At 43.0% G+C, this 20,603-nt stretch carries 18 protein-coding genes and 1 tRNA gene; 4 read left to right on the top strand and 15 right to left on the bottom strand.

Going from position 1 to position 20,603, the window contains the following annotated elements:
• Nucleotides 1-88: 88 nt before the first annotated feature.
• From H70737_RS09745 to H70737_RS09735, 3 genes are all read right to left on the bottom strand, one after another.
• Nucleotides 89-646, bottom strand: a complete 558-nt coding sequence (locus H70737_RS09745; protein WP_042186767.1) for a DUF2812 domain-containing protein — start codon at nt 644-646, stop codon at nt 89-91.
• Entirely contained in the window at nt 643-972 is a 330-nt protein-coding gene (locus tag H70737_RS09740; protein ID WP_042186765.1) for a PadR family transcriptional regulator, read from the bottom strand. Before H70737_RS09740 ends, H70737_RS09745 begins: the two co-directional genes overlap by 4 nt.
• A 338-nt stretch (nt 973-1,310) precedes the next feature.
• Nucleotides 1,311-1,394 (bottom strand) — tRNA-Leu (locus tag H70737_RS09735).
• Nucleotides 1,395-1,665: 271 nt separating this feature from the next.
• Between H70737_RS09735 and H70737_RS09730 the strand changes: the two genes are divergently transcribed.
• A complete protein-coding gene (locus H70737_RS09730; protein ID WP_042186763.1) occupies nt 1,666-2,427 on the top strand; it encodes a class I SAM-dependent methyltransferase in 762 nt (253 codons plus the stop codon).
• Between the two features lie 87 nt (nt 2,428-2,514).
• Here the strand turns inward: H70737_RS09730 and H70737_RS09725 are convergent, their stop codons facing one another.
• Nucleotides 2,515-3,738, bottom strand: coding sequence for a CynX/NimT family MFS transporter (locus H70737_RS09725; RefSeq protein ID WP_081951083.1), 1,224 nt, complete (start codon nt 3,736-3,738; stop codon nt 2,515-2,517).
• A gap of 268 nt (nt 3,739-4,006) precedes the next feature.
• Here H70737_RS09725 and H70737_RS09720 point away from each other — a divergent pair, with 268 nt between their 5' ends.
• A complete protein-coding gene (locus tag H70737_RS09720; RefSeq protein WP_042186761.1) occupies nt 4,007-5,722 on the top strand; it encodes an ABC transporter ATP-binding protein in 1,716 nt (571 codons plus the stop codon).
• Between the two features lie 461 nt (nt 5,723-6,183).
• Here H70737_RS09720 and H70737_RS31460 read toward each other — a convergent pair whose 3' ends face one another.
• The 3 genes from H70737_RS31460 to H70737_RS09710 form a co-directional block, all read right to left on the bottom strand.
• On the bottom strand, nt 6,184-6,306 hold the full coding sequence (locus H70737_RS31460; protein ID WP_269321822.1) for a hypothetical protein: 123 nt from the start codon (nt 6,304-6,306) through the stop codon (nt 6,184-6,186).
• Nucleotides 6,307-6,324: 18 nt separating this feature from the next.
• Complete coding sequence (locus H70737_RS09715; RefSeq protein WP_042186759.1) at nt 6,325-7,770, bottom strand: DEAD/DEAH box helicase; 1,446 nt, start codon at nt 7,768-7,770, stop codon at nt 6,325-6,327.
• Between the two features lie 85 nt (nt 7,771-7,855).
• Nucleotides 7,856-8,509 carry an HD domain-containing protein gene (locus H70737_RS09710; protein WP_042186757.1) on the bottom strand — a complete coding sequence of 218 codons (654 nt, stop codon included), beginning with the start codon at nt 8,507-8,509 and terminating at the stop codon, nt 7,856-7,858.
• A gap of 353 nt (nt 8,510-8,862) precedes the next feature.
• On the opposite strand from H70737_RS09710, the gene H70737_RS09705 reads away from it, so the two are divergent.
• Entirely contained in the window at nt 8,863-10,143 is a 1,281-nt protein-coding gene (locus H70737_RS09705) for a histidine--tRNA ligase (RefSeq protein ID WP_331281427.1), read from the top strand.
• A 150-nt stretch (nt 10,144-10,293) separates the two neighbouring features.
• Here the strand turns inward: H70737_RS09705 and H70737_RS09700 are convergent, their stop codons facing one another.
• The 4 genes from H70737_RS09700 to H70737_RS09685 form a co-directional block, all read right to left on the bottom strand.
• Complete coding sequence (locus H70737_RS09700; protein WP_042186753.1) at nt 10,294-12,327, bottom strand: methyl-accepting chemotaxis protein; 2,034 nt, start codon at nt 12,325-12,327, stop codon at nt 10,294-10,296.
• A 215-nt stretch (nt 12,328-12,542) separates the two neighbouring features.
• Nucleotides 12,543-13,568 carry a bile acid:sodium symporter family protein gene (locus tag H70737_RS09695; RefSeq protein ID WP_042186751.1) on the bottom strand — a complete coding sequence of 342 codons (1,026 nt, stop codon included), beginning with the start codon at nt 13,566-13,568 and terminating at the stop codon, nt 12,543-12,545.
• 175 nt (nt 13,569-13,743) lie between these two features.
• On the bottom strand, nt 13,744-14,691 hold the full coding sequence (locus H70737_RS09690) for a radical SAM protein (RefSeq protein WP_042186749.1): 948 nt from the start codon (nt 14,689-14,691) through the stop codon (nt 13,744-13,746).
• A 269-nt stretch (nt 14,692-14,960) separates the two neighbouring features.
• Nucleotides 14,961-15,380: a hypothetical protein gene (locus H70737_RS09685; RefSeq protein WP_042186747.1), complete on the bottom strand. Its 420-nt coding sequence runs from the start codon at nt 15,378-15,380 to the stop codon at nt 14,961-14,963.
• A gap of 129 nt (nt 15,381-15,509) precedes the next feature.
• Between H70737_RS09685 and H70737_RS09680 the strand changes: the two genes are divergently transcribed.
• On the top strand, nt 15,510-16,058 hold the full coding sequence (locus tag H70737_RS09680; protein ID WP_042186745.1) for a hypothetical protein: 549 nt from the start codon (nt 15,510-15,512) through the stop codon (nt 16,056-16,058).
• Between the two features lie 465 nt (nt 16,059-16,523).
• Here H70737_RS09680 and H70737_RS09675 read toward each other — a convergent pair whose 3' ends face one another.
• From H70737_RS09675 to H70737_RS09660, 4 genes are all read right to left on the bottom strand, one after another.
• Nucleotides 16,524-17,777, bottom strand: coding sequence for a stalk domain-containing protein (locus H70737_RS09675; protein WP_081951082.1), 1,254 nt, complete (start codon nt 17,775-17,777; stop codon nt 16,524-16,526).
• Nucleotides 17,778-17,935: 158 nt separating this feature from the next.
• Nucleotides 17,936-18,886, bottom strand: coding sequence for a nucleoside hydrolase (locus H70737_RS09670; protein ID WP_042186741.1), 951 nt, complete (start codon nt 18,884-18,886; stop codon nt 17,936-17,938).
• 42 nt (nt 18,887-18,928) lie between these two features.
• The gene (locus tag H70737_RS09665) at nt 18,929-19,237 is read right to left on the bottom strand and encodes a hypothetical protein (RefSeq protein WP_042186739.1); all 309 of its coding nucleotides are present in this window, start codon (nt 19,235-19,237) and stop codon (nt 18,929-18,931) included.
• A 118-nt stretch (nt 19,238-19,355) separates the two neighbouring features.
• Nucleotides 19,356-20,537, bottom strand: coding sequence for a MalY/PatB family protein (locus H70737_RS09660; protein WP_042186737.1), 1,182 nt, complete (start codon nt 20,535-20,537; stop codon nt 19,356-19,358).
• Nucleotides 20,538-20,603: the final 66 nt, after the last annotated feature.

The following is a 20,603-nucleotide window of genomic DNA, read 5'->3' as shown; positions in this document are numbered from 1 at the left end:
TGCGCGTTATCGTCATAGACAAAAAAATAAACAACAAGTCCCGAGTAATCAGGAAAACTGCTGTTTATACATATCACAAGAATAAGGACTATTCTCTTATTAAATTCTCTTGCTGAAGCTTTTTAATTTTCTTACGGATAGGTGCGCCAGCTCTAAAAAAAACAAGTCCTAAAAGAATTAAAAACCCGCCTAGAATAACATTTACCAAACTAATGCTGTTGGATGAAGTGAAATAATTCGTTAGCCCAATGAGAATGTTGGCTAAACCAACAATGAACTCTAACCACATGACAGAATTCCATAGTGTGTTGATTCGCTTAAAGTGTTTTATTTTGGATTCCAGATCTGTGTAAATATCAAACGCACCTTCGGATGACTTCTTTCTAAGATAAATCCAGCGAACATAGCTGCTAACACACTCTACTCCATTTTCTTCTAGAAACTTGAGGTATGCCATGCTTTCCGGATGAGTAGGCACATTATCTAAAAGCTCAATTCTATACGTATACTCATTCTTAGACGAGTCAGTAAACACATATTTACACCAGGAGTAGCTTGAAAGGGCTAACCCTTTGGCAGACATTTCATTAAGCCACTGTTCTTCCTTCTCAAAATCCCAAAACAGCTTGCGAACCACATGTTTCATTTGGACTCACCTCCAGCTATTCTCTTCCCATTGGCAATCAGTTCTTCCAACCGGATAAGCTCCCCCTGAATCACTGTCTTCCCTAATTCAGTAATTTCGTATTCCTTTCTTCGGGAGCCTTCTTCCCCTTCTATAGCTCTTATCCAGTTTTTCTCAAGCAAGGTGTTGATAGCTCCATATAAAGTGCCCGCTCCAAGTTCCACTCGACCATGACTTAAATCCTTCACATTCTGCATAATCGCGTATCCGTGCATTGCGGTGTATAAAGACAATAAAATGTAAAATACAGCTTCCGTTAAGGCTCCTCTTTCTGAGCTTTCAGGCATGATTCCATCTCCATTCTATTACTGTTAGCGATATATCGATTACCGTAATAATATTATTACGGAAGCCGATATAATTGTCAATACAAAAATACCTATTTTTAGTAAACGCAACCGATCATAACCACGAAAAAAAGCCTATAGCACATGGATATAGACGGTTCATGATCGCAATTCCCTCAACTTGGATCTACCCCATCTAATTAAATCTATTCCTTCCACTACGCATGGGGTGCATCGGACTTAGAAGCCACTAGAATTGGACCACCATCACTTTCTTCAGACATAAAAAATAGGCTTATACAACTGCCCAAGAGCAATTGTATAAGCCTATTTGATGATGCGGTCGAGAGGACTCGAACCTCCACGATATTGCTACCACACGGACCTGAACCGTGCGCGTCTGCCAATTCCGCCACGACCGCACATTATGTACACCAATGAAATAATCACTGTACATAAGACTATACTCTTTTTTCGGATAAATAGCAACATATTTTTAAATCGATGTACAGATAAATCTAACAACAGCGATATAAGCGAAAAAATATATTCAAATCTCCATAGGCATAACCAATCACAGTTATTCAGTTTATATATTTCACTTATAAGAGGCTGATATGATACAACATAATTAAAAGAATGTGCTGCATCAGAAATATCACTGTAATTCCAAACCAGAAAGGACGAATACGTATGAACCAACAGTGGAATACCGGAACCTATGATACTGATATGGCCTTTGTGTCTCAGTTTGGAGAGTCTTTGATTGAGCTTCTTCGCCCCCAGCCTGGCGAACAAATTGTTGATTGGGGCTGCGGAACTGGTGATTTGGCAGCAGCCATCGCCGCTAGTGGTGCCACTGTAACAGGTATTGATGCTTCAGCCGAAATGATTCAGACTGCCCGTGACAAGCATCCCCAGCTAAACTTCATCTTAGCAGATGGGCAAAACTATGTCGCGGAACAGCCAGTCGATGCCGTGTTCAGCAACGCTGCTCTACACTGGTTGACCGACTCGAACGGAGCAGCTGCTTCTATCACAGCTAGCCTACGAACAGGCGGACGTTTTGTTGCCGAGTTCGGTGGGCTGGGCAATATCGCTTCTATCGTTACTGAGCTTCCAAATGCTTTTACCGCTATAGGGTGTAGTGATAAGCTTCAATTACCTTGGTACTTCCCAAGCATCGGACAATATACAACACTACTAGAACAACATGGACTGACTGTTGACCTCGCCCTTTGTTTCGACCGTCCAACCCCACTAGAGGCTGGAGAGCAAGGGTTCCAGTCCTGGCTGAACACTTTTGCTAATGGAATCTTAAGTGTCCTAACACCATCTGAACGAGAAGAAGTCCTCTCTTATATGGAACAGAAACTTAGACCGACATTATTTCAGGATGGCCGCTGGGTGATGGATTATCGAAGAATCCGGGTCGTCGCTTACAAACGCGTCTAACAATGAAGGGCGTGGCTTCTTCCTATGCAACAAAAAAAAAGAGTGTACTGGCGCGTGTCCGCACCAATACACTCTTTTTATGACCATCTATCTTCTATCTCCCACATATCGATCGCTACCAGCACCAAGTCCGACAACCAGCAGCAATACGCTTGCACCCAGCAATAAAACAAGCGGCATCGTCCAGCTATTCGTTACATCATGAAGCCATCCGAATAATGCCGGGCCCATTGCTGCAAGCACGTAACCTACGGATTGGGCCATTCCCGACAGTTCCGCTGCTTCTTGAGTGCTTCTGGTCCGTAGACTGAAGAACATCATCACAAGTCCGAAGGCAAATCCTCCGGCAATCCCAAAACAGATCGCCCAGACAGCCATTAAAGCACTGCTTCCCAACCAAATGCCACCGATTCCGATGAAATACAAAATAGCCGTGATGATTACTAGAATACGTTGGTTCTTCATCCGACCTGCCCACAACGGCACGAAGAAAGTAAACGGCAGCTGGGCCATTTGCATTAGTGATAGTAACCAACCTGCATGGCTTGATGACATCCCTCGCTCACCAAGGAGAACAGAGAACCAAGCTATGAAGACATAATAGAGCAACGACTGTAAGCCCATAAAAATCGTTACCTTCCAAGCAAGCGAAGAACGCCACATATTTCCACTAGAGATCGACCCCTTGGCCCCAGTCCCTTGATCGAGCTTGCGCATTTGCGGAATCCAGAACAGGGTTGCTAGCGCAGCGATCATAAACCAAATCGCCAAAGTCCCTCTCCAGCCAAATCCAGCTTGACTAGCTAGCGGTACACTAATACCTGAAGCGACGGCAGCGCATAAATTCATTGAGACAGTATAAACACCTGTCATTAATCCAATTTTGTGGGGAAACTTTCCTTTAATCAGACCCGGAAGCAGTACATTACATACCGCAATAGAAAGCCCGAGTATCGCCGTACCTGTGAACAACAGTCCCGTTCCAGATCCCGACCGGATTAGAATCCCCATAGCAAGCATAACCATAGCAATTAATAACACATTAGCCAAGCCGAAACGGCGAGCTAGCTTTGGAGCAAACGGGGACAAAATGGCAAAAGCCAACAATGGTAGAGTAGTAATAGCTCCTGCTAAAGTGTTCGATAAGCCTAGATCATCCTGAATCATTTGTACCAGTGGACCGACGGAAGTGAAAGGCGCTCTAAGTGCCGCTGCGATAAACACAATCCCCAACACTAGCAGCCAGCGATCATATTTGGTATCCGTTAAACCTCTATTCTGAATGTTTCCTTCTCGTTGCGATGCTTTCATCATGTATCCTCCTAAATTGCAACAAGCATAAACGCCTTTGACATTCCTGTAAGGACGGTGAGCGATTACGCCAGAAATATAAAAATGTTTATTACATGGCATTAAGACCTATCATCCACTATTATTATAAAAGTTACAAGCCTTAAGTAATTTTATAACCCTATTATTGACAAAATCGAATGACATCTTTAGTATCCATATAATCAAGACAATTGAGAATCAATTTCATTCGATCTCCTACATATTCCTATAGAAAAGAGTGAACAGAATGCTTCGAAGGTTTTTTTCCTACTATCGTCCGTATAAAAAACTATTTATCTTGGACTTCTCCTGCGCTGTTTTTGCAGGTCTGCTAGAACTAGCTTTTCCGGTAGCTGTCAATAAATTTATTGATGATTTGCTCCCGGGTCAAGATTGGCCGCTAATTCTTATTGCGTGTGTCGCGCTCCTAGCTATTTACGCCTTGAATACAGTTATGCAGTATATCGTTACATACTGGGGGCATATGCTTGGCATCAATATCGAGACCGATATGCGTAAAAAAATGTTCGATCACATCCAGAAACTGTCCTTCCGCTTTTTTGATAATAATAAAACAGGTCACCTCATCGGGCGAATCACCAACGATTTAAATGATATCGGCGAGGTGGCGCATCACGGTCCTGAGGATATATTTATCGCCATCATGACACTTGTCGGTGCTTTCCTCCTTATGGCTGATATTAATCTGAAGCTGGCCATTATTACTTTTATTATCGTTCCAATTATGGCTTGGGTGATCATCTACTTCGGACGCAATATGACTTCCACCTATCGCCAGCTTTTTGGAAATGTAGGTAGTTTCAATGCCCGTATCGAAGATAATGTCGGTGGTATCCGGGTTGTTCAATCTTTTGCCAATGAGCAGCATGAGCAAGAGCTATTCGCAGTAGATAATCAAATGTTCCGTAAAACTAAGCTTCTCGCTTATAAAATCATGGCCAAAAGCTTATCTGTCAGCTATATGATGACCCGCCTCATTACGATCCTTGTGATGATCAGCGGCGCTTGGTTCTTCATCAATGGCGAGTTGCAAATCGGTGAGTTTGTGGCATTTATTCTGTTGTCCAATATCTTTTTCCGTCCGATCGAGAAGATCAATGCCGTTATCGAGAGTTATCCAAAAGGAATTGCCGGCTTTAAACGTTATCTAGAAATTATTGATACGGAGCCAGATATCAGTGATAAGCCGGATGCCGTAGAGGTAAGTACTTTACACGGTGATATTACCTTCCAGAATGTCTTTTTCGGATACGATGAGGACCGTCCGGTTCTACAAAATATCAGCCTAAAAGTTAAGGCTGGCGAAACGATTGCCTTTGTTGGACCTTCTGGTGCAGGCAAAACAACTATTTGCAGCCTGCTCCCTCGTTTCTATGATGTCACAGGCGGGGCTATCACCATAGATGGCATTGATATCCGTGACATGAAGCTGGAGTCGTTACGTAAGCAGATCGGGATCGTACAGCAGGATGTGTTCCTGTTCTCGGGTACGATTCGTGAAAACATCGCCTACGGAAAGCTGGATGCGAAGCTGCCTGAAATCTGGGAAGCTGCTCGGCGTGCCCATCTGGAAGATCTCATTCAGAATCTGCCAGAAGGCATGGATACAGTGATCGGAGAGCGCGGTGTGAAGCTGTCCGGTGGACAGAAGCAACGCCTAGCGATCGCCCGCATGTTCCTGAAGAATCCACCGATCCTGATTCTGGATGAAGCTACTTCAGCACTGGATACAGAAACGGAAGCAGCGATTCAGCAATCACTGGCGGATCTGTCCGTGGGTAGAACCACACTCGTCATCGCCCACCGATTGACGACGATAAAAAATGCCGACCGGATCATGGTCGTGAACGAAGAAGGCATCGCCGAGCAAGGCCGCCATGAAGAGTTAGTCCATGCCGGTGGCATATACAGCCGGCTGCATCAGGCACAGTATAACGCTTAGGGACGTTATATCTAGCTCCCTAGCTAAATGAAGCAAGCCTAGTCGACAATAACGTGGCGACTAGGCTTGCTTTTTAGTGCATCTCGCTGCTTCCAGCGTGAGATGCTAAATTGGTGAGTTAGGGAGTTAGGGAGTTAAGAGTATTGGAGTTAGAGAGTATAAGGAGTTACGGACTTATGGATTCGTGGGAATGAAATTTAGGGAAATCCTCCCCAATTTTATCGATATTACGGTCCTGATTTCAACAATTGGGGAATTTCTCCCTTTAAATTCACCTAATTAGCTCATAACAGCGGATTTCAGGCGATTTATAGGGAGAAATTCCCTAAAAAGCTTAAAATCCAGCGAAAATCAGTAATTTATAGGGAGGTTTTCCCTATAAATCAAACTCAAACACAACTCTGTGCATAATAATAGCTCTCCGCTCCGATAAGGTAACCATGTTCAATTCCCAAAAATTCCTACGGCTTGCTCAGCACGTTGTACGGGATTTTTACCGTTCTTTTCGGCATTTCCAGCTGAATCAGCTTCATGAACGGGATTTCTACCGTTCTTTCCAGCTTTTTCAGCCAAATCAGCTTCATGAACGGGATTTCTACCGTTTATTTCTTCGCAATATGCACTTTAAGCTGCTTGCCCTTCACCGTCGTCTCTCTCATCGCTTGCAGTACCATTGCACCTTTACCGTTCAAAATATCCACGTAGGTCACATTGTCCTGAATCGAGATAATACCGATATCTTCTGCAGATATACCCTCAAGCTTCGCGATTGTGCCGACAAAGTCCACGGCTCTTAGCTTCTTTTTCTTGCCGCCGTTGAAGTACAGCTTCATGATCTCTTTGTTCAAGCTTTCGCTTTTGTCCTTCTTGCGGACAGGCTGCTTGTTAATTTTCTGCTCAAACGCTTCCTTCGCGTAAGCAACGGCATCGTCCGAGGGAGCTTTCATGTTCGGGATGCTAAAGCCAATATAGCTTTCAATGTCCTTCACCCACTTTTGCTCATTTGGAGTGACAAAAGTGATCGCTTTGCCTGTCTTACCTGCACGAGCGGTTCTGCCTGTACGGTGCACGTAGCTTTCTTTTTCCAGCGGAATATCGTAATTAATCACGTGAGTGATGTTCTCGATATCAATGCCTCTTGCCGCTACATCCGTAGCGATTAGATAACGGAACTGCCCTCTTTTAAAAGCATTCATGACCTCAAAGCGCTCGTCCTGCTCCATTCCCCCGTGGATCTTATCACAGGGATATTCCAAATCAGCCAGCCCTCTAAATACCGCATTCACCTGTTCTTGTGTACGGCAAAAAATAATACAGCTGTCCGGATTCTCCACCGTAATAATATCGCTCAGCAGCGAGAATTTGGCAGCTTGTCTCACTTCAATCAACGCATGTTCAATTGTAGCGGTTGTAATTCCACTTGCTTGTATCTCAATTTCCGTTGGATCACTCATATATTTCCGGCACAAATTCTTAATCACTTCCGGTAATGTAGCGGAGAAAACACAAGTCACTCGTTCTTTTGGCAGCTGCTTAATGATCTTTTCGATCTGCTCAATGAACCCCATGCTCAGCATTTCGTCTGCTTCATCGATGATCAAATACTTGATCCGATTTAGCGGAAGCGTACCTCTTTCAATATGGTCGAACACACGTCCAGGCGTACCTACGACAACATGTGTTTTTTGAGTAAGTTCAATTTTTTGTGGAGCAAAAGGCTGCTTACCGAAAAGAGCCACGGCCTTAACCCGTTTAAATCGTCCAATGTTGGTGATATCCTCTTTCACTTGCATGGCAAGCTCCCGAGTAGGCGTTAGAATCAAAGCCTGCGGCTTATTCTCCACCCAATCCACCAAATCACAGACCGGGATTCCGTAAGCTGCCGTCTTACCGCTACCCGTTTGCGATTTAACGATCAGATCCTTTTGCTGAAGAGCTACAGGGATCACTTTGCTTTGAACTTCTGTTGGCGTCTCATATTTCAGGACATCCAGCGCTTTAATAATGTCTTCGTTTAACTCATAATCTCTAAATTGCAATTCACTCATCATTCAACCTCTTCTATGCCGATTGTTCTGGTTAAAGCGGAAACTCCGCGATCCTTCATCTTGTGCATACTTATCATTATAACAGCTATTGGCTCCCTTGATTCCATTCCCTATAGAACTGGTCCAGATAATTAATCATAAAATCATGCCGTTCTTCTGCTAACTTGCGTCCATAGGTTGTATTCATCAGGAATTTTAATTTTAATAACTTCTCATAAAAATGATTGATAGCCGTTCCTTTGCTGTAATCCCTGTACTCCTTTTGAAGCGATTCATCTCTTGGAGACACTTCTGGATCATAAGCTGGACGACCTTTCGCCCCTGAGAAAATAAAGGTTCTGGCAATGCCAATTGCACCAAGCGCATCAAGTCGATCGGCATCTTGAACCACTTGGCCTTCAAGCGTCTGCATCGGTTCTCCCCCGCCACCACTAAAGGACATCGTCTCAATAATCATCATAATATGATTAATTTGTTGCTCATCTGTAAGGTTTGAAGAAAGCCAGGTACGTACTTTAAGCAAACCTTCTTCTTTAGACGGATTAAGCTTCTCGTCAGCAACATCATGCAGCAAGGCGGCCATCGTGCAAACAAATACATCTGCGCTCTCGATCTTGGCAATTTCAGCGGCGGTGTTGCGCACTCTATCGGAATGCCACCAGTCATGACCCGTAGTATCTTGTCCAAGTTGTTCTTTAACAAAATCTTCGGTCCGAGCTATAATTAAAGATTCATTCATCGTAGAAAAACTCCCTTTCCTTAAGGAATATCGAAGCCCTATTATAGCTGATAACTTGTCCATTCGCCCACAAGAAATCGAACCAAATATAAATTCTTGCTTGCACGACTCCAAATGATCCGCTATAATCGGCAGTAATCAAAATTTCGAAGGGAATTGGTTCTGATGAATACAAATACAATCATGCTGAATCAACTTCATTATTATCACAAACAGCGTTAGCACTCCTGAATTTATTCAGGGAGGCTAACGCTACTCGCGTTGGCCTCCCTGCGGCATAGATCACGCGCAGGACCAAGAGGTCCTGCGCGTTTTTTTATTTTCTAAACTATGCCAATTCAAAGGAGCTACTAATGATGCAAAACATTAAAGGAACTTATGATTACTTCGGTCAAGAGCAAGCGCTCAGAAAAAACATTCAAAATACGCTGCAGGACTTGTTCGAGCTCTATGATTTTGAATCGATGGATACGACATTATTAAATGAATTGGAGTTATTAACCTCAAAATATGCAGGTGGGGACGAAATCCTCAAAGAAATGTACCAACTCACGGATCAGGGCAACCGCAAATTGGGGTTGCGTTATGATCTGACGATTCCTTTTGCCAAAGTGATCGCTTTAAATCCAGGGATAGAGTTCCCCTTCAAGCGGTATGAGATCGGAAAAGTGTTCCGAGATGGACCCGTAAAACGTGGGCGTCTGCGTGAATTCCTGCAATGTGATGTCGATGTGGTCGGCATTTCCGGCCCTGAGGCTGAAGCTGAGCTAATGCAACTGGCTACCGAAGCGTTCCGCAAGCTGGACATCCCTATCATCCTAAAATGGAACAATCGACGTTTTCTCGGTGAGATTCTAGAGTCCATCGGCGTACCTGCGGAAGAGCAACTATCCGTTATGCTTACCCTTGATAAACTTGAGAAAATCAGCATTAGCGGAGTGGAGAACGAGTTGATTGGCAAGGGGCTAGAACCTGCAACCATCACAGCGATTCTAGCGCTTATCGAAATGGACAATCCAAGCTTTGAGCAGTTATGCGACAAATACAATCTCACAACACAACCGGGTGCGTCAGAGGTTCTCGTCCTACAAAATCTAATCCAAGACATTGGACTACAGGAGACTTGCCGCTTCGATCCTTTCTTATCCCGAGGTCTTTCATTCTACACAGGAACAGTTTACGAGATCTTTGATGCATCTGGTTCCTTTGCCTCAAGCTTGGGTGGCGGAGGCAGATATGACGCGATTATCGGACAGCTAGTGGGCAGAGAGGATATTCAATATCCTACGGTGGGGTTGTCATTTGGTATGGAGTCAATCATGGCGCTCCTAACAGAACGACCTATCCAAGAAAATAGAGCAGCAAATGTTATGGTCATTCCCATTGGTGAGACACTACCACAAGCTTTAATTGCAGCAGCCGAGCTGCGTGCCTGTTCTATAAGAACCACTCTCGTATCCGGTAAAAGAAAATTAAAAAAGCAGCTCGCCACAGCTTCATCCAAAAACATCCGTTACGTTATACTGATCGGCGAAAGCGAATCAAGTATTGATAAGGTACGTTTGAAAGATATGGTGGAACAAACAGAGGTTATCGTTCCGCTGGATGAAGCTATTTACCTCATCACTGGCTAAGCTGGTATTCGCTTATAAAGATTCACATAAAAAAAGACCCCGCCGACGGCCGGCGGGGCAAAGTTTATATTTAAGGGAGGTTATATATGTACTATAACCTTACAAGCTTAATATTTTATGAATGACGGATAAAGATTCCCTTAATCCTACTTAGATCTTAAACCGATCTACCAGCCCCTGTAGCTCCTTGGCACTTTGGGTATTCTCGTCAGCCACCGTAACTTCATGGAATGTCTTCTCAACGATATCAGCCGTCTTCACCGCAATATCCTGAATCCCAATAGCCCCCTCATTTACTGTAGCAGCCACTTCATTGACCGCTATAGAAATACTAGAAACGGCCATACTTAGATGATCAGCCGCGGTCTCAAATTGATTCATCAGCAAATTCACTGTTGTAGCATCTCTGTTATATTGCTGACTTACCTCCGTTAACCGCTCATAGTCTCCAAGAACATTCTGGTCAATAAAAGCTAGTAACGCCTCTGAATTTTCCTTCATTAGTTCAACAGAAGCATAAACTCCTGAAACGACCCCTTGAATCCCAGCCGCAGTCTCTGACGATTTCTCAGCCAACTTGCGGATTTCACCAGCTACAACAGCAAATCCTCTACCTGCCTCACCTGCTCTAGCCGCTTCGATCGCTGCATTCAAAGCAAGCAGATTGGTCTGACTAGTAATCGATAGAATCGTATCCGCCAGTACATTAATCTCTGAGATCGCATTCGACTGTTCAATTGCTTTTTCCATATCGATACGAACAGATTCATACACTCGCTTCGCATTATCCGTAGACTCTATCGCCTCATCTTGTAACACCATCGCCCGCTCACTGATCTGCTTGGAAACTTCAGCGCCTTCCTTCACATTACTGGAGATCTCGGACACATTAATATCAATTTCAGTTATCGCTGCCGTCATCTCTTGTGTTGAAGCTGCTGTCTCCTCCATCCCTGCCGAAAGCTGCTGTGTAGTTGCCGAATTATCATGAGCATTCTCCCGTACATCTATAGACAGCTTTTCAAGAGTCTCCGCATTATCAAGCACCTTGGTGGAGATCGTGATTAGACTACCCGCCATATCACGAAGAATAACCCGTGTTCGGAGCATCGCTATGGCTATCGTACCTGTTTCGTCTTTGTTTTTCGTCAGATACTCGTACTGGGAGTCATACGTCAAATTCAGCTCTGCCGTTCTATTTATCAACTCTGTCAGTTTAGCAATCGGTGAAGAGATTTTTTGGGCAAAATATAAAGCAATCAACAATGCAATAATCAAACTCCCTGCACCCAGCAACAGATTAAAGCTTCTCATCTCATTCACTGGTTTTACAATCTCATCTAAATTTGCGGTTATCCCAAGCAACCAGTGGGTCTCAGGCATAACGGTATAGGCTGATTTTTTATCCACACCATTATATGTATAGCTAAGCAGGCTATCTTCTACTTTTTCACCAGATTTCACACGCTTCACCACAGCCATGATCTGATCATTGGCAACAGGTTGTCCTACTTGCTTCTTATCCGGATGGTACAGTGTATTCCCATTCTCATCGAGAAGATAAGCATACGAAGTCGTTGTATTTACTACTTTTGCATCTGCTAAATACTTAATCATACTATCTGCGGAAACCGCTGAAGCTACATATCCAATCATCTTCCCGTTACTCTTAACCGGATGTACAAATCCTACCACATAAGCCCCAGTAGATTTCGATTTCAGCGTTTCGCTAATTACCGGCGCCGCAGTCTCCATTACTTTCTTCGTATAATTTCTATCACTGAAATCCGTACCTATAAGCTTAATATCACTGTCAGCCACAGCGATGCCATTCATATCACTGACAAAAGCATGTTCGAGGTTCCCAGCATCCTTCACAATTCCCTGAAGGCTGATATTTACCTCATTCTGTAGCTTACTCCCCTTGGCGACGCCACCATTCCCTGCTTGGAGTAATAATTCGACAATTTCCGACCTTCCCGCAATAAGTTCAATACTTCTCTGCTCCTTCGAAATCATAGCTGATATGGTCTGAGCTTTATTCGTATTGACCTGCTTCATAGAATTCTCAGTAAGGCTCACAATGGCCTGAGTTGACCTTAAATATGTAAAAACCCCCATTACTGAAATACATAATAGGGTCACACCTATCATCATAAGTGATAGTTTAAGACGAATCTTCATTTTCCCTCATCCTTCCGACTACTGTTCATTAGAGAACAATGCAATTGTAAATAATACAACTACTATCGGATATGATGATAAATTAGTGAATATTGACGAAGCGAAAATACGGAAAATATCAAAAAATGTCGAATTTTTGCATATAAATGCAGAAAAAACTAGTTCTACTAGTTCGGTCATCTTCTTTTTACTAGTTATTAAGACCTGTTTTATTTCTAAGATGAAATAGGCGGTTCTGACTGGGATGCTGAGGAAACTTGCGTAATTGCACCATCTGTTAAAGGGTGTTTAGTTCTGCTACGTAAAAACAGACCAGACATTGCAGCGAGAATTTGCTGGAATAACATTCCTGAAATCACAGGGAGTGCAACAGCCGGAGGAAAATATTTTACTGCGAGCACAGCTCCCGCGCTTAAATTACGCATGCCGGAATTAAATTGTACGGCCACAGAATCTTCGTAGCTAAAGCGGAAACGGCGCGATACCAATGCTCCGATTACATATCCGAGAACTACGGTTACGAAGGTTACGCCAATAATAATCGCTAATTTACTATCCGGGTGTTTCAGATAACGAGCAATGCTAGCACCATTAATAGAGACGACCATGAACAACCCAACCTTTACAAATGGGGAAAGCGGAGGTCCACATACCGTATTCACCTTGCCTTTTGTCCATTGATTCAGAAGCATCCCGACTACTGAAGGAATGACAACCATCCATAGGAGCCCTTTCATCATTTCCCCAAGCTGAATCTCCACACTCGCTCCCATGAGCAAATACAAGGTACCCGGAACGACAATCGGTGACAAGAGCGTATCGATTAGAATAAGTGCCAAAGTTAGTGCAATGTTCCCGCCGTATATGGATACCCACACCACGCTAACGACACCCGTTGGGATCGCAAACAACAGTACAAATCCTGTCACTGTGTAAGGATCTCCCGGAAAAACAGCACTTGCAACGAGCCAGCCAATGAGCGGCATCACGATATGAAGAATAAGCATCAACACGATCAACTTCTGTGGTTTCAGCAGTACGCCCAGCAGATCCTTGAGATTAGATTTCAAGCTCCCGATCAATGTCATAAAGGCGAATATCCATGGGACGAGACCTGTGAATGGTAGCAGTCTGCTTTCATTAAGCACACCAACCACGATGGCAGTAGGTGTTAATAATGGCATGATTTTTTCGAGAACAACATTGGATTTGATGAGTCCATTTCTTATATTCGTAAGCATGTGTCGCATACCTTATGTATGGATGTCATACATTCCTTATCCGCAAATTTAAGTTATAGCAGTCTCTATAAGTTTACAGAAATCATACAGGACTTTCCATTAATCTACTACACAAAAAAGGAACCAATTCATTAAATTGGCTCCATGTCGTAATTTTATAGCAATGCTTAACGATTTAAACCCCTTGCGGAAACAATGCGTCCAGTGCTGGGCATGGCAGTTTATCCAGGAACTGAGCCAAAGGCGCTGGCATGTTACTGTATAAGTCCTTCAATGAGGTGCCCTGATAAATGTTGCCAATAATAACGGGATGACATAATTCAGAGATCAGAATGTCTCCATTGCCATGTAGATGAAGCTGTTTCTTACCCTCTATGCAGTGTGGAAAATAAACGCCCGGTTGCTCCTCGAACCCAAGCGCATCCATAAACCGGTCCATGCAAGTGAAATACAGGGTCGTATCCTCTTTCTTCATAGCGATCAGTTCACTCACAGCATTCTTTAATTGTTCACGGGCAGCTATAGACTTCCAACCCGTATGATCCATGATAATACTGTTCTGAATCTCATGTGTTCTAACACCCATCGCATATACGTGATCACTAATTTCCTTCATATTATCCTGAGTTTCGCTGAACAATAGCGTTTCCAGCACCGTATCTACACTAGTTGCCGCGAACATAGTAATGTTCTCTCTAATTTTCTCATAGATGCTTGGATGAATATTATAATAACGAGAGAATGCGTCCGCTGTAGTAAAATTGAAGGAAATATGTATCGTCGTTAATCCTGCCGCGACCAATTGATCAATCCGTTCAGCATTTAAAAGACTGCCGTTCGAATTGAGCTGTGTCTGAATCCCTCTGGATGAGCAGTAGTTTACAATCTCCACACAGTCATCGAACTTTAATGTGACCTCGCCACCTGACAAGCGTACTCTTTTCAGACCAGGAAGCTCTTCAAGAATTCGGATAACCTCTTCAGCCTTGATGCTTTGTCCATCATTTCTATTATACGCACAACAATAATCGCAGCGAAAATTACAGTTCGAAGTAACTCCTATTTCTAAGCCTTCCAGCTCATAAGTAAGCGTTTTGTCTAGTTCCAATGCTTTATATCTCATTCTCTAAAGTCCTCCTGAAAAATAATGATTTGATTCAAGGGTTCAATCTTAGAGATTATAAAGGTTTACATCTTAGGTTAATGTGAGGTATATAACAGTCGAAGTGTGTTTAAGAAATCCAGGTCAGCAGCTTCAGTCGTAACTACGGGAATGTTTGGACTTCCGGAGACAGCCTATGCTTACGAAGTGAGCTTTCCTACGGAAAGCTTTCAGGCGGTCGCTATCGCTCCTACAGCTCCAAACTTCCCTTCGTCACTACTCAGCTGATCTCATTTTTCGTAATGCTTTCCTTCTTCGAAAGAGTTGCCACCTAATGGTATCCACACACTCTGGTGAATTTTCTTCTCATTTACGACTGAATAAACATAAATCCAACCTTCTTCGTTTTTAAATCTAACTTGTAAATGATAAGGATTATATTGTCTACCTGCTTGTCGACTAATTTCCCATTCTTGATTAGGGTACTTCTCCTCCAAATAGTGATTGAGCTGTTCTGTTTTTCGGGATACTTGATAATCAATCCAGTAGGGGCGAATTGCGAAGGATAATAACAAAAGTACAGTTATGGTAGATACTATAATTAAACCAGACTTCCTAATCTTACGGGGTAAAAACAAGGCTACTCCAAATATAATGAGGACAAAAACAACCGAAAAGATGATTTCTATTGCAGTAATTGGATGCAACATAACCCTCCTCTGAATCAGGCTTCTTTCGAGTTCCATGACCCATTTACTGGTCTGAACCATTAATTTCCAGTATAATGCTTTATTGTAAGCAAACACAACTCATGCAGAACGCTTGAAAGGAGCCAAAAGATGAGGAAAATCATCCTAAATTCACTCATTATACTAATATTCATATTTGTTACAGGCTGTACATCTAATGCCGATACGGTTGATACACCGCTGTACTCAGGGAAAAGCTTATTTATAGGTGTTGTTGGCGAGGTCCCTAAAATAAGAGAAGAACATGTGCACTTCACAAGTATTTCTTTTGAGGAGTTAGAAGATTATTCAAAGCTCTCCTCCAATTATGATGCTGTAGTTATTACGAAAGAGCATCTGAAAGAAGCGGACGACAACAAGTATGTTAAAGTATACACAAATGCAGGCGTTCCTTTCTTCTTTATTGGAGCTACGAAATCATTTATGCCGTTTGTTCTTGAAGACGTATCGTATGAGCACTATTCTTTAATAAATTTTAATAGTGATATGTATGTTACTTGCTATCTTCAAACTGGTGAAACATATAAAACTTGGGGATACGGACTTTACAACGGCAAAGTAAATGAACCCAACATTAAAAATGTATACTCAGGGATGTTCACTACTATCGAGTCCATCAAGAATGGTACGTATGAATAGGCATATCCCCCTTCATAAGAGAAAGATCATTTATACCGTGAAACCTATAAATTCCGATCCATTTTAGAAATCATATCCCAAACTCCTCCACCTCCTGCACCCAGTCAATGAAATTGTGATGGAAGATGGCAAGGGAGATTTATAGGGAAAAACTCCCTATTTTCAGGATGATTTCTTCACAATTACCCAGTTATGCGGAATTTCTCCCTATAATGCGGGGAATTTTCTAAAAAACGATGATATCCGCTGAAATATAGGGAGAAATTCACTATATTCCACCTGTACAACCCTAAAATACAGAATTTATAGGGAGGATTTCCCTATACTTTAATAGATCTATTCCATTCTAGCTTTATGTGAAAAAGATAAGGATAATTTATTGCGCAAGCATATATTTTTTTCTTTTTAAGAAAAAAAGGCTGCCAAATGGCAGCCCTTTTCTTTGGATAACGTATCATAAATCGCCTACAACTCCACCGACTTGCCCATCTCATTCCAGACAGGCTGTCCAATCAAGCCCACACGCCAGATTGCAATCCCTTTAAGACCATAACGTTTGGCAAGTCCAACCTTGGAATTTACTGATGTTTCATTCTCACTGTATACGGAAATACCGAGAATCAGCTTATCCTTACTCACTTGCTGAAGTGCAAGCCGGATGCCTTCATCAACTAAACTCATCGGCTCTGGAATTTTTTTCTCTTGCAAATAATCATAAGCCATAATGACCAAATCGTCTGCGAGGCTTCCCAGCGTCTTGTAATCATAACCTTTATAAGAGCTGTTTAATGGATGAAGAATAACCGTGAGCTTAAGACCTGCTGCATGTGCTTTTTGAGATAAATTCTTCACAAAAGCATTATAATCGGCTTGCACCTTTGCTTTATCTCCCGTTAGACCCAGTCCCTCGAGATCCAGCGTGATGCCTTGGAATCCCTTTTGTGTAGCCAGATCAACGATTCCTGTAATCGTCTGCTCTTGAAGCGTTTTATCTTCCAGATTCTTCGTGAGCTCCGCTGCAGTATCACCAGAAAAGACCATCAGATAAGGCGCTGTGCCACCTGCTGCTGCATTCGAGACAATAGACTCTGGGGTTACATCCCCAGCTGCTTGAGGCCATCTAAAGTCAGTGCCTGTCGTGGTGAATTGTCCACTTTTATCAATCCCGCTCCACCCAAAAGCTACAGCATCGAAGCTAGGAAGTAACGAAATTTCACTGTATGAGCTAAGCGCATAAAAGCCCAGCTTGTACATATCCGTCTTCGGTGAAGTGATCGATACCGTCTTCGTTGCTTGATCCCATGCTACGCCCGCACCAAACTGCTGGCCGAAGAAGCTAAGTGGAATCATCGTGTTATTACGGATCGTTTGCGGGGCAACCCCTAGCTTCACAACTTCGCCGTTTACGCCTGCATTTTTACTACCAAGGGTCAACGTTACCACTTTAGTACCCACTGTATCCGTCTTGGTCGCGGTAATTTTCTTAAGTGCTTGATTCCACTCTACGTTGATCCCCAGCGCTTCTGATATCGCCCGGAATGGAACCATCGTCGTTCCGTTCATCACAACAGGCTCTACTGGAAACGGCAGTGCATAACCATCCAGCACAATACTAACTCCACCTGCGGGTGCTGCTTGTGTAGTGTTTTGGAATAATGCCGTGGTGCCGCCTAGCGAAATCGCCAGACATAAAACCAATTTGCCAATCCGTTTGTTCATTACTGTTAAGTCTCCCATCTTCCATAATATGAAGTGTAATCTCTTAAACTCTTTATATGTCTTCTACCATTTTACCAAAGATTATCCAATTGTAAAATTAATAGATTGTCATCTATGAGCTTCGAAATTATTTTTCATATTAGTAGAGGTCGACAAAATTACATAAACACGCTCAAAAAGGTTCCCACTGCTCGTTCAACATCTACATCCACAGCAACTTGTATGGGTTTACCCACTTTTGGCTGAGCCCGCAAATCCGCTACGACCATTCCCGATGTAAACTCACCTTTGTGCTCCACACGAACATTCATTTCTTTATAGGTTACTAGATCTGGTTGCAGCGCAACCATAAGCGCGAGAGGATCATGCAGCGGTGCACTGTTAATCAAAAAGTTCGCTTCACGATAGAAATTAAAATAATGAGTGAGCGATTGTTCCATAAACGAAATGATCGCTTTATTCTCTTCACGTCCAAAACGGTTTAATAAATCGATATGCTCTTGGGTAATCCGCGTCTTAAGCGTAACGTCTAAACCTACCATCATAACAGGAAGTCCAGATGTAAATACATGATCTGCAGCTTCAGGGTCTCCAGCAATATTCGCTTCTGCAACCGGTGTTCTATTGCCGGGATTGAAGATCGTACCGCCCATCACCACTACTTTTTTCAAAGTATTCTTAATACCAGGATCCATATCAAGCGCCATCGAAAGGTTGGTTAGATGTGCCAGTGTAACTAATACAATTTCTCCGGGATTCTCATTAGCCATCCGAACAATAAACTCAGATGCAGTTTCGCTAATGGGACGCTGGCTGGATGGAGCAATTTCCACATTACCAATACCGTTCTCACCATGCACATGAGTGGCGTAGCCTGAGTGCTCACGAACAAGTGCCTTGGATGCTCCAATAGCTACAGGAATCTCATAACCAGGCTTAGCAAGCTCAATCAGTCGCAGTGAATTGTCCGCCGCCTTGTCGACATCAATATTCCCAAAAACGGTTGTAATTCCTTCTACAATTACGTTTGGAGCGCGTAATGCATATAGAATTGCCAGTGCGTCATCAATACCTGTGTCTGCATCAATAATAATTCGTGTTTTGCTCATTTATGTTCTCTCCCACCCTGCAATGTCGTATGGATTATCATATCACGGCCTACCCGTACGCTCAATTTTATTCATTTGCTGTTCTTTAAAAGTATCAATAAAGCTTTCAGGATCACACTCTACCAAATAAGTATATACACCCTTACTCGTGTACAGATAGAACATCCCCTCTGAACCTCCCATTGAGCGATAGGACATATCTAAAATATCTTTTATTGGAAATTCACGATGACGAGTCACGACTCTATCTTTGTACAAATACATTAAGCGATTGCATGTAATACTTCGTTGTTCTCCATCCTTAATTTCTCGCTGTATCTTATAATACGGAAGCTGAGCTACCCATTTCATTTGAAGTCCTCCTGCTTGACGTAATGGACTCCATTTTATTATTCTTTTTACCTTTTTGCAAAATAAAGAAGCTCGACGATCCCCTTAGAAGGAATCATCAAGCTTCAGTAATTACCTTTTATTTCGCAGTATAAGCTAGAGCTGCTCGGCAAAAGCGATCTAACGCTTCAACTAGAATAGATCTAGGACAAGCCAGATTGATCCGCAGATGACCTTGTCCCTCAGTTCCAAAGACAGAGCCTTCATTAAAAGCAACTTTAGCCTCTTTGTACATCAGCTGTTTAAGTCCATCTATATCCAGATTCAGACCGCGGCAGTCAACCCATAGCAGGTATGTGCCTTGCGGATGCATCACTTGGACCTGCGGTAAATGCTCCGACAAATAGCTAATCGCATAGTCCACATTGCCTGACACGTACTCTAAAAGCTCATCCAACCATTCTTCACCATCATTATAGGCAGCTTCTACTGCACCTTGGGCGAAGTAGCTAGCCATATGTAAACTCAAGGCTTTCATTTTTCGATCAAATTTAAGCTTCAATTCCGGATTGGAAGACACGATAAAAGAAGATTGTAACCCCGGTAGATTGAAGGTTTTGGTCGCGGCAAGTGTGGTTAGTGTAATATTCGCAATTTCCTCAGATAAGGATGCAAAAGGGATATGCTCATAACCTGGAAGCGCCAAATCACAATGAATCTCATCAGAGATTACGGTCACTCCATAACGCAGACAGAGCTCACCAAGCTTCAGCAGCTCTTCTCTTTCCCATACTCTACCACCCGGATTATGCGGACTACATAAAAGCAGCAGCTTGGCTCCACCTTGCATCAGCCCTTCCAATTGCTCATAATCCATCTCGAAGCGTCCATTACGAATAACAAGCGGATTCTTGGCGACCTTGCGATCATTCATTTGGATGACGTCATAGAAGGGATAATAGACTGGCGACTGTAAAATAACCTCGTCCCCCGGCTCGGTAAACAGCTCTACAGCAAAACTTAAGGAGGTTACGATTCCGGGAGAATCCGAAATCCATTCCGGTTTAATTTCCCAATCATGCCGTCTTCTGAACCACGACGTGATAGCTTCTTTATAAGAGTCACTAGGTACACTGTATCCGTAAACCCCTTGTTCTGCGCGGCGCAGAATCGCTTCCTTCACTGCAGGAGGACTTTCAAAATCCATGTCTGCCACCCAAAGTGGCATAATATCCTTCTCACCAAACAACTTCTCGGACTGGTCCCACTTGTAAGAACGTGTATTACGGCGGTCAATTACGCGATCGAAATCATACTTCAATTAAAGTCACCTCATCCTTATAAACTTGTCCCTTATTGTATCATGAGGCGGAGGATATCGCACTCT

The organism is Paenibacillus sp. FSL H7-0737 (genome assembly GCF_000758545.1).
Taxonomy (GTDB): domain Bacteria; phylum Bacillota; class Bacilli; order Paenibacillales; family Paenibacillaceae; genus Paenibacillus_AQ.
The sequence above is the reverse complement of the archived record's forward strand: the minus strand, read 5'-3'. Positions and strand labels throughout refer to the sequence as shown.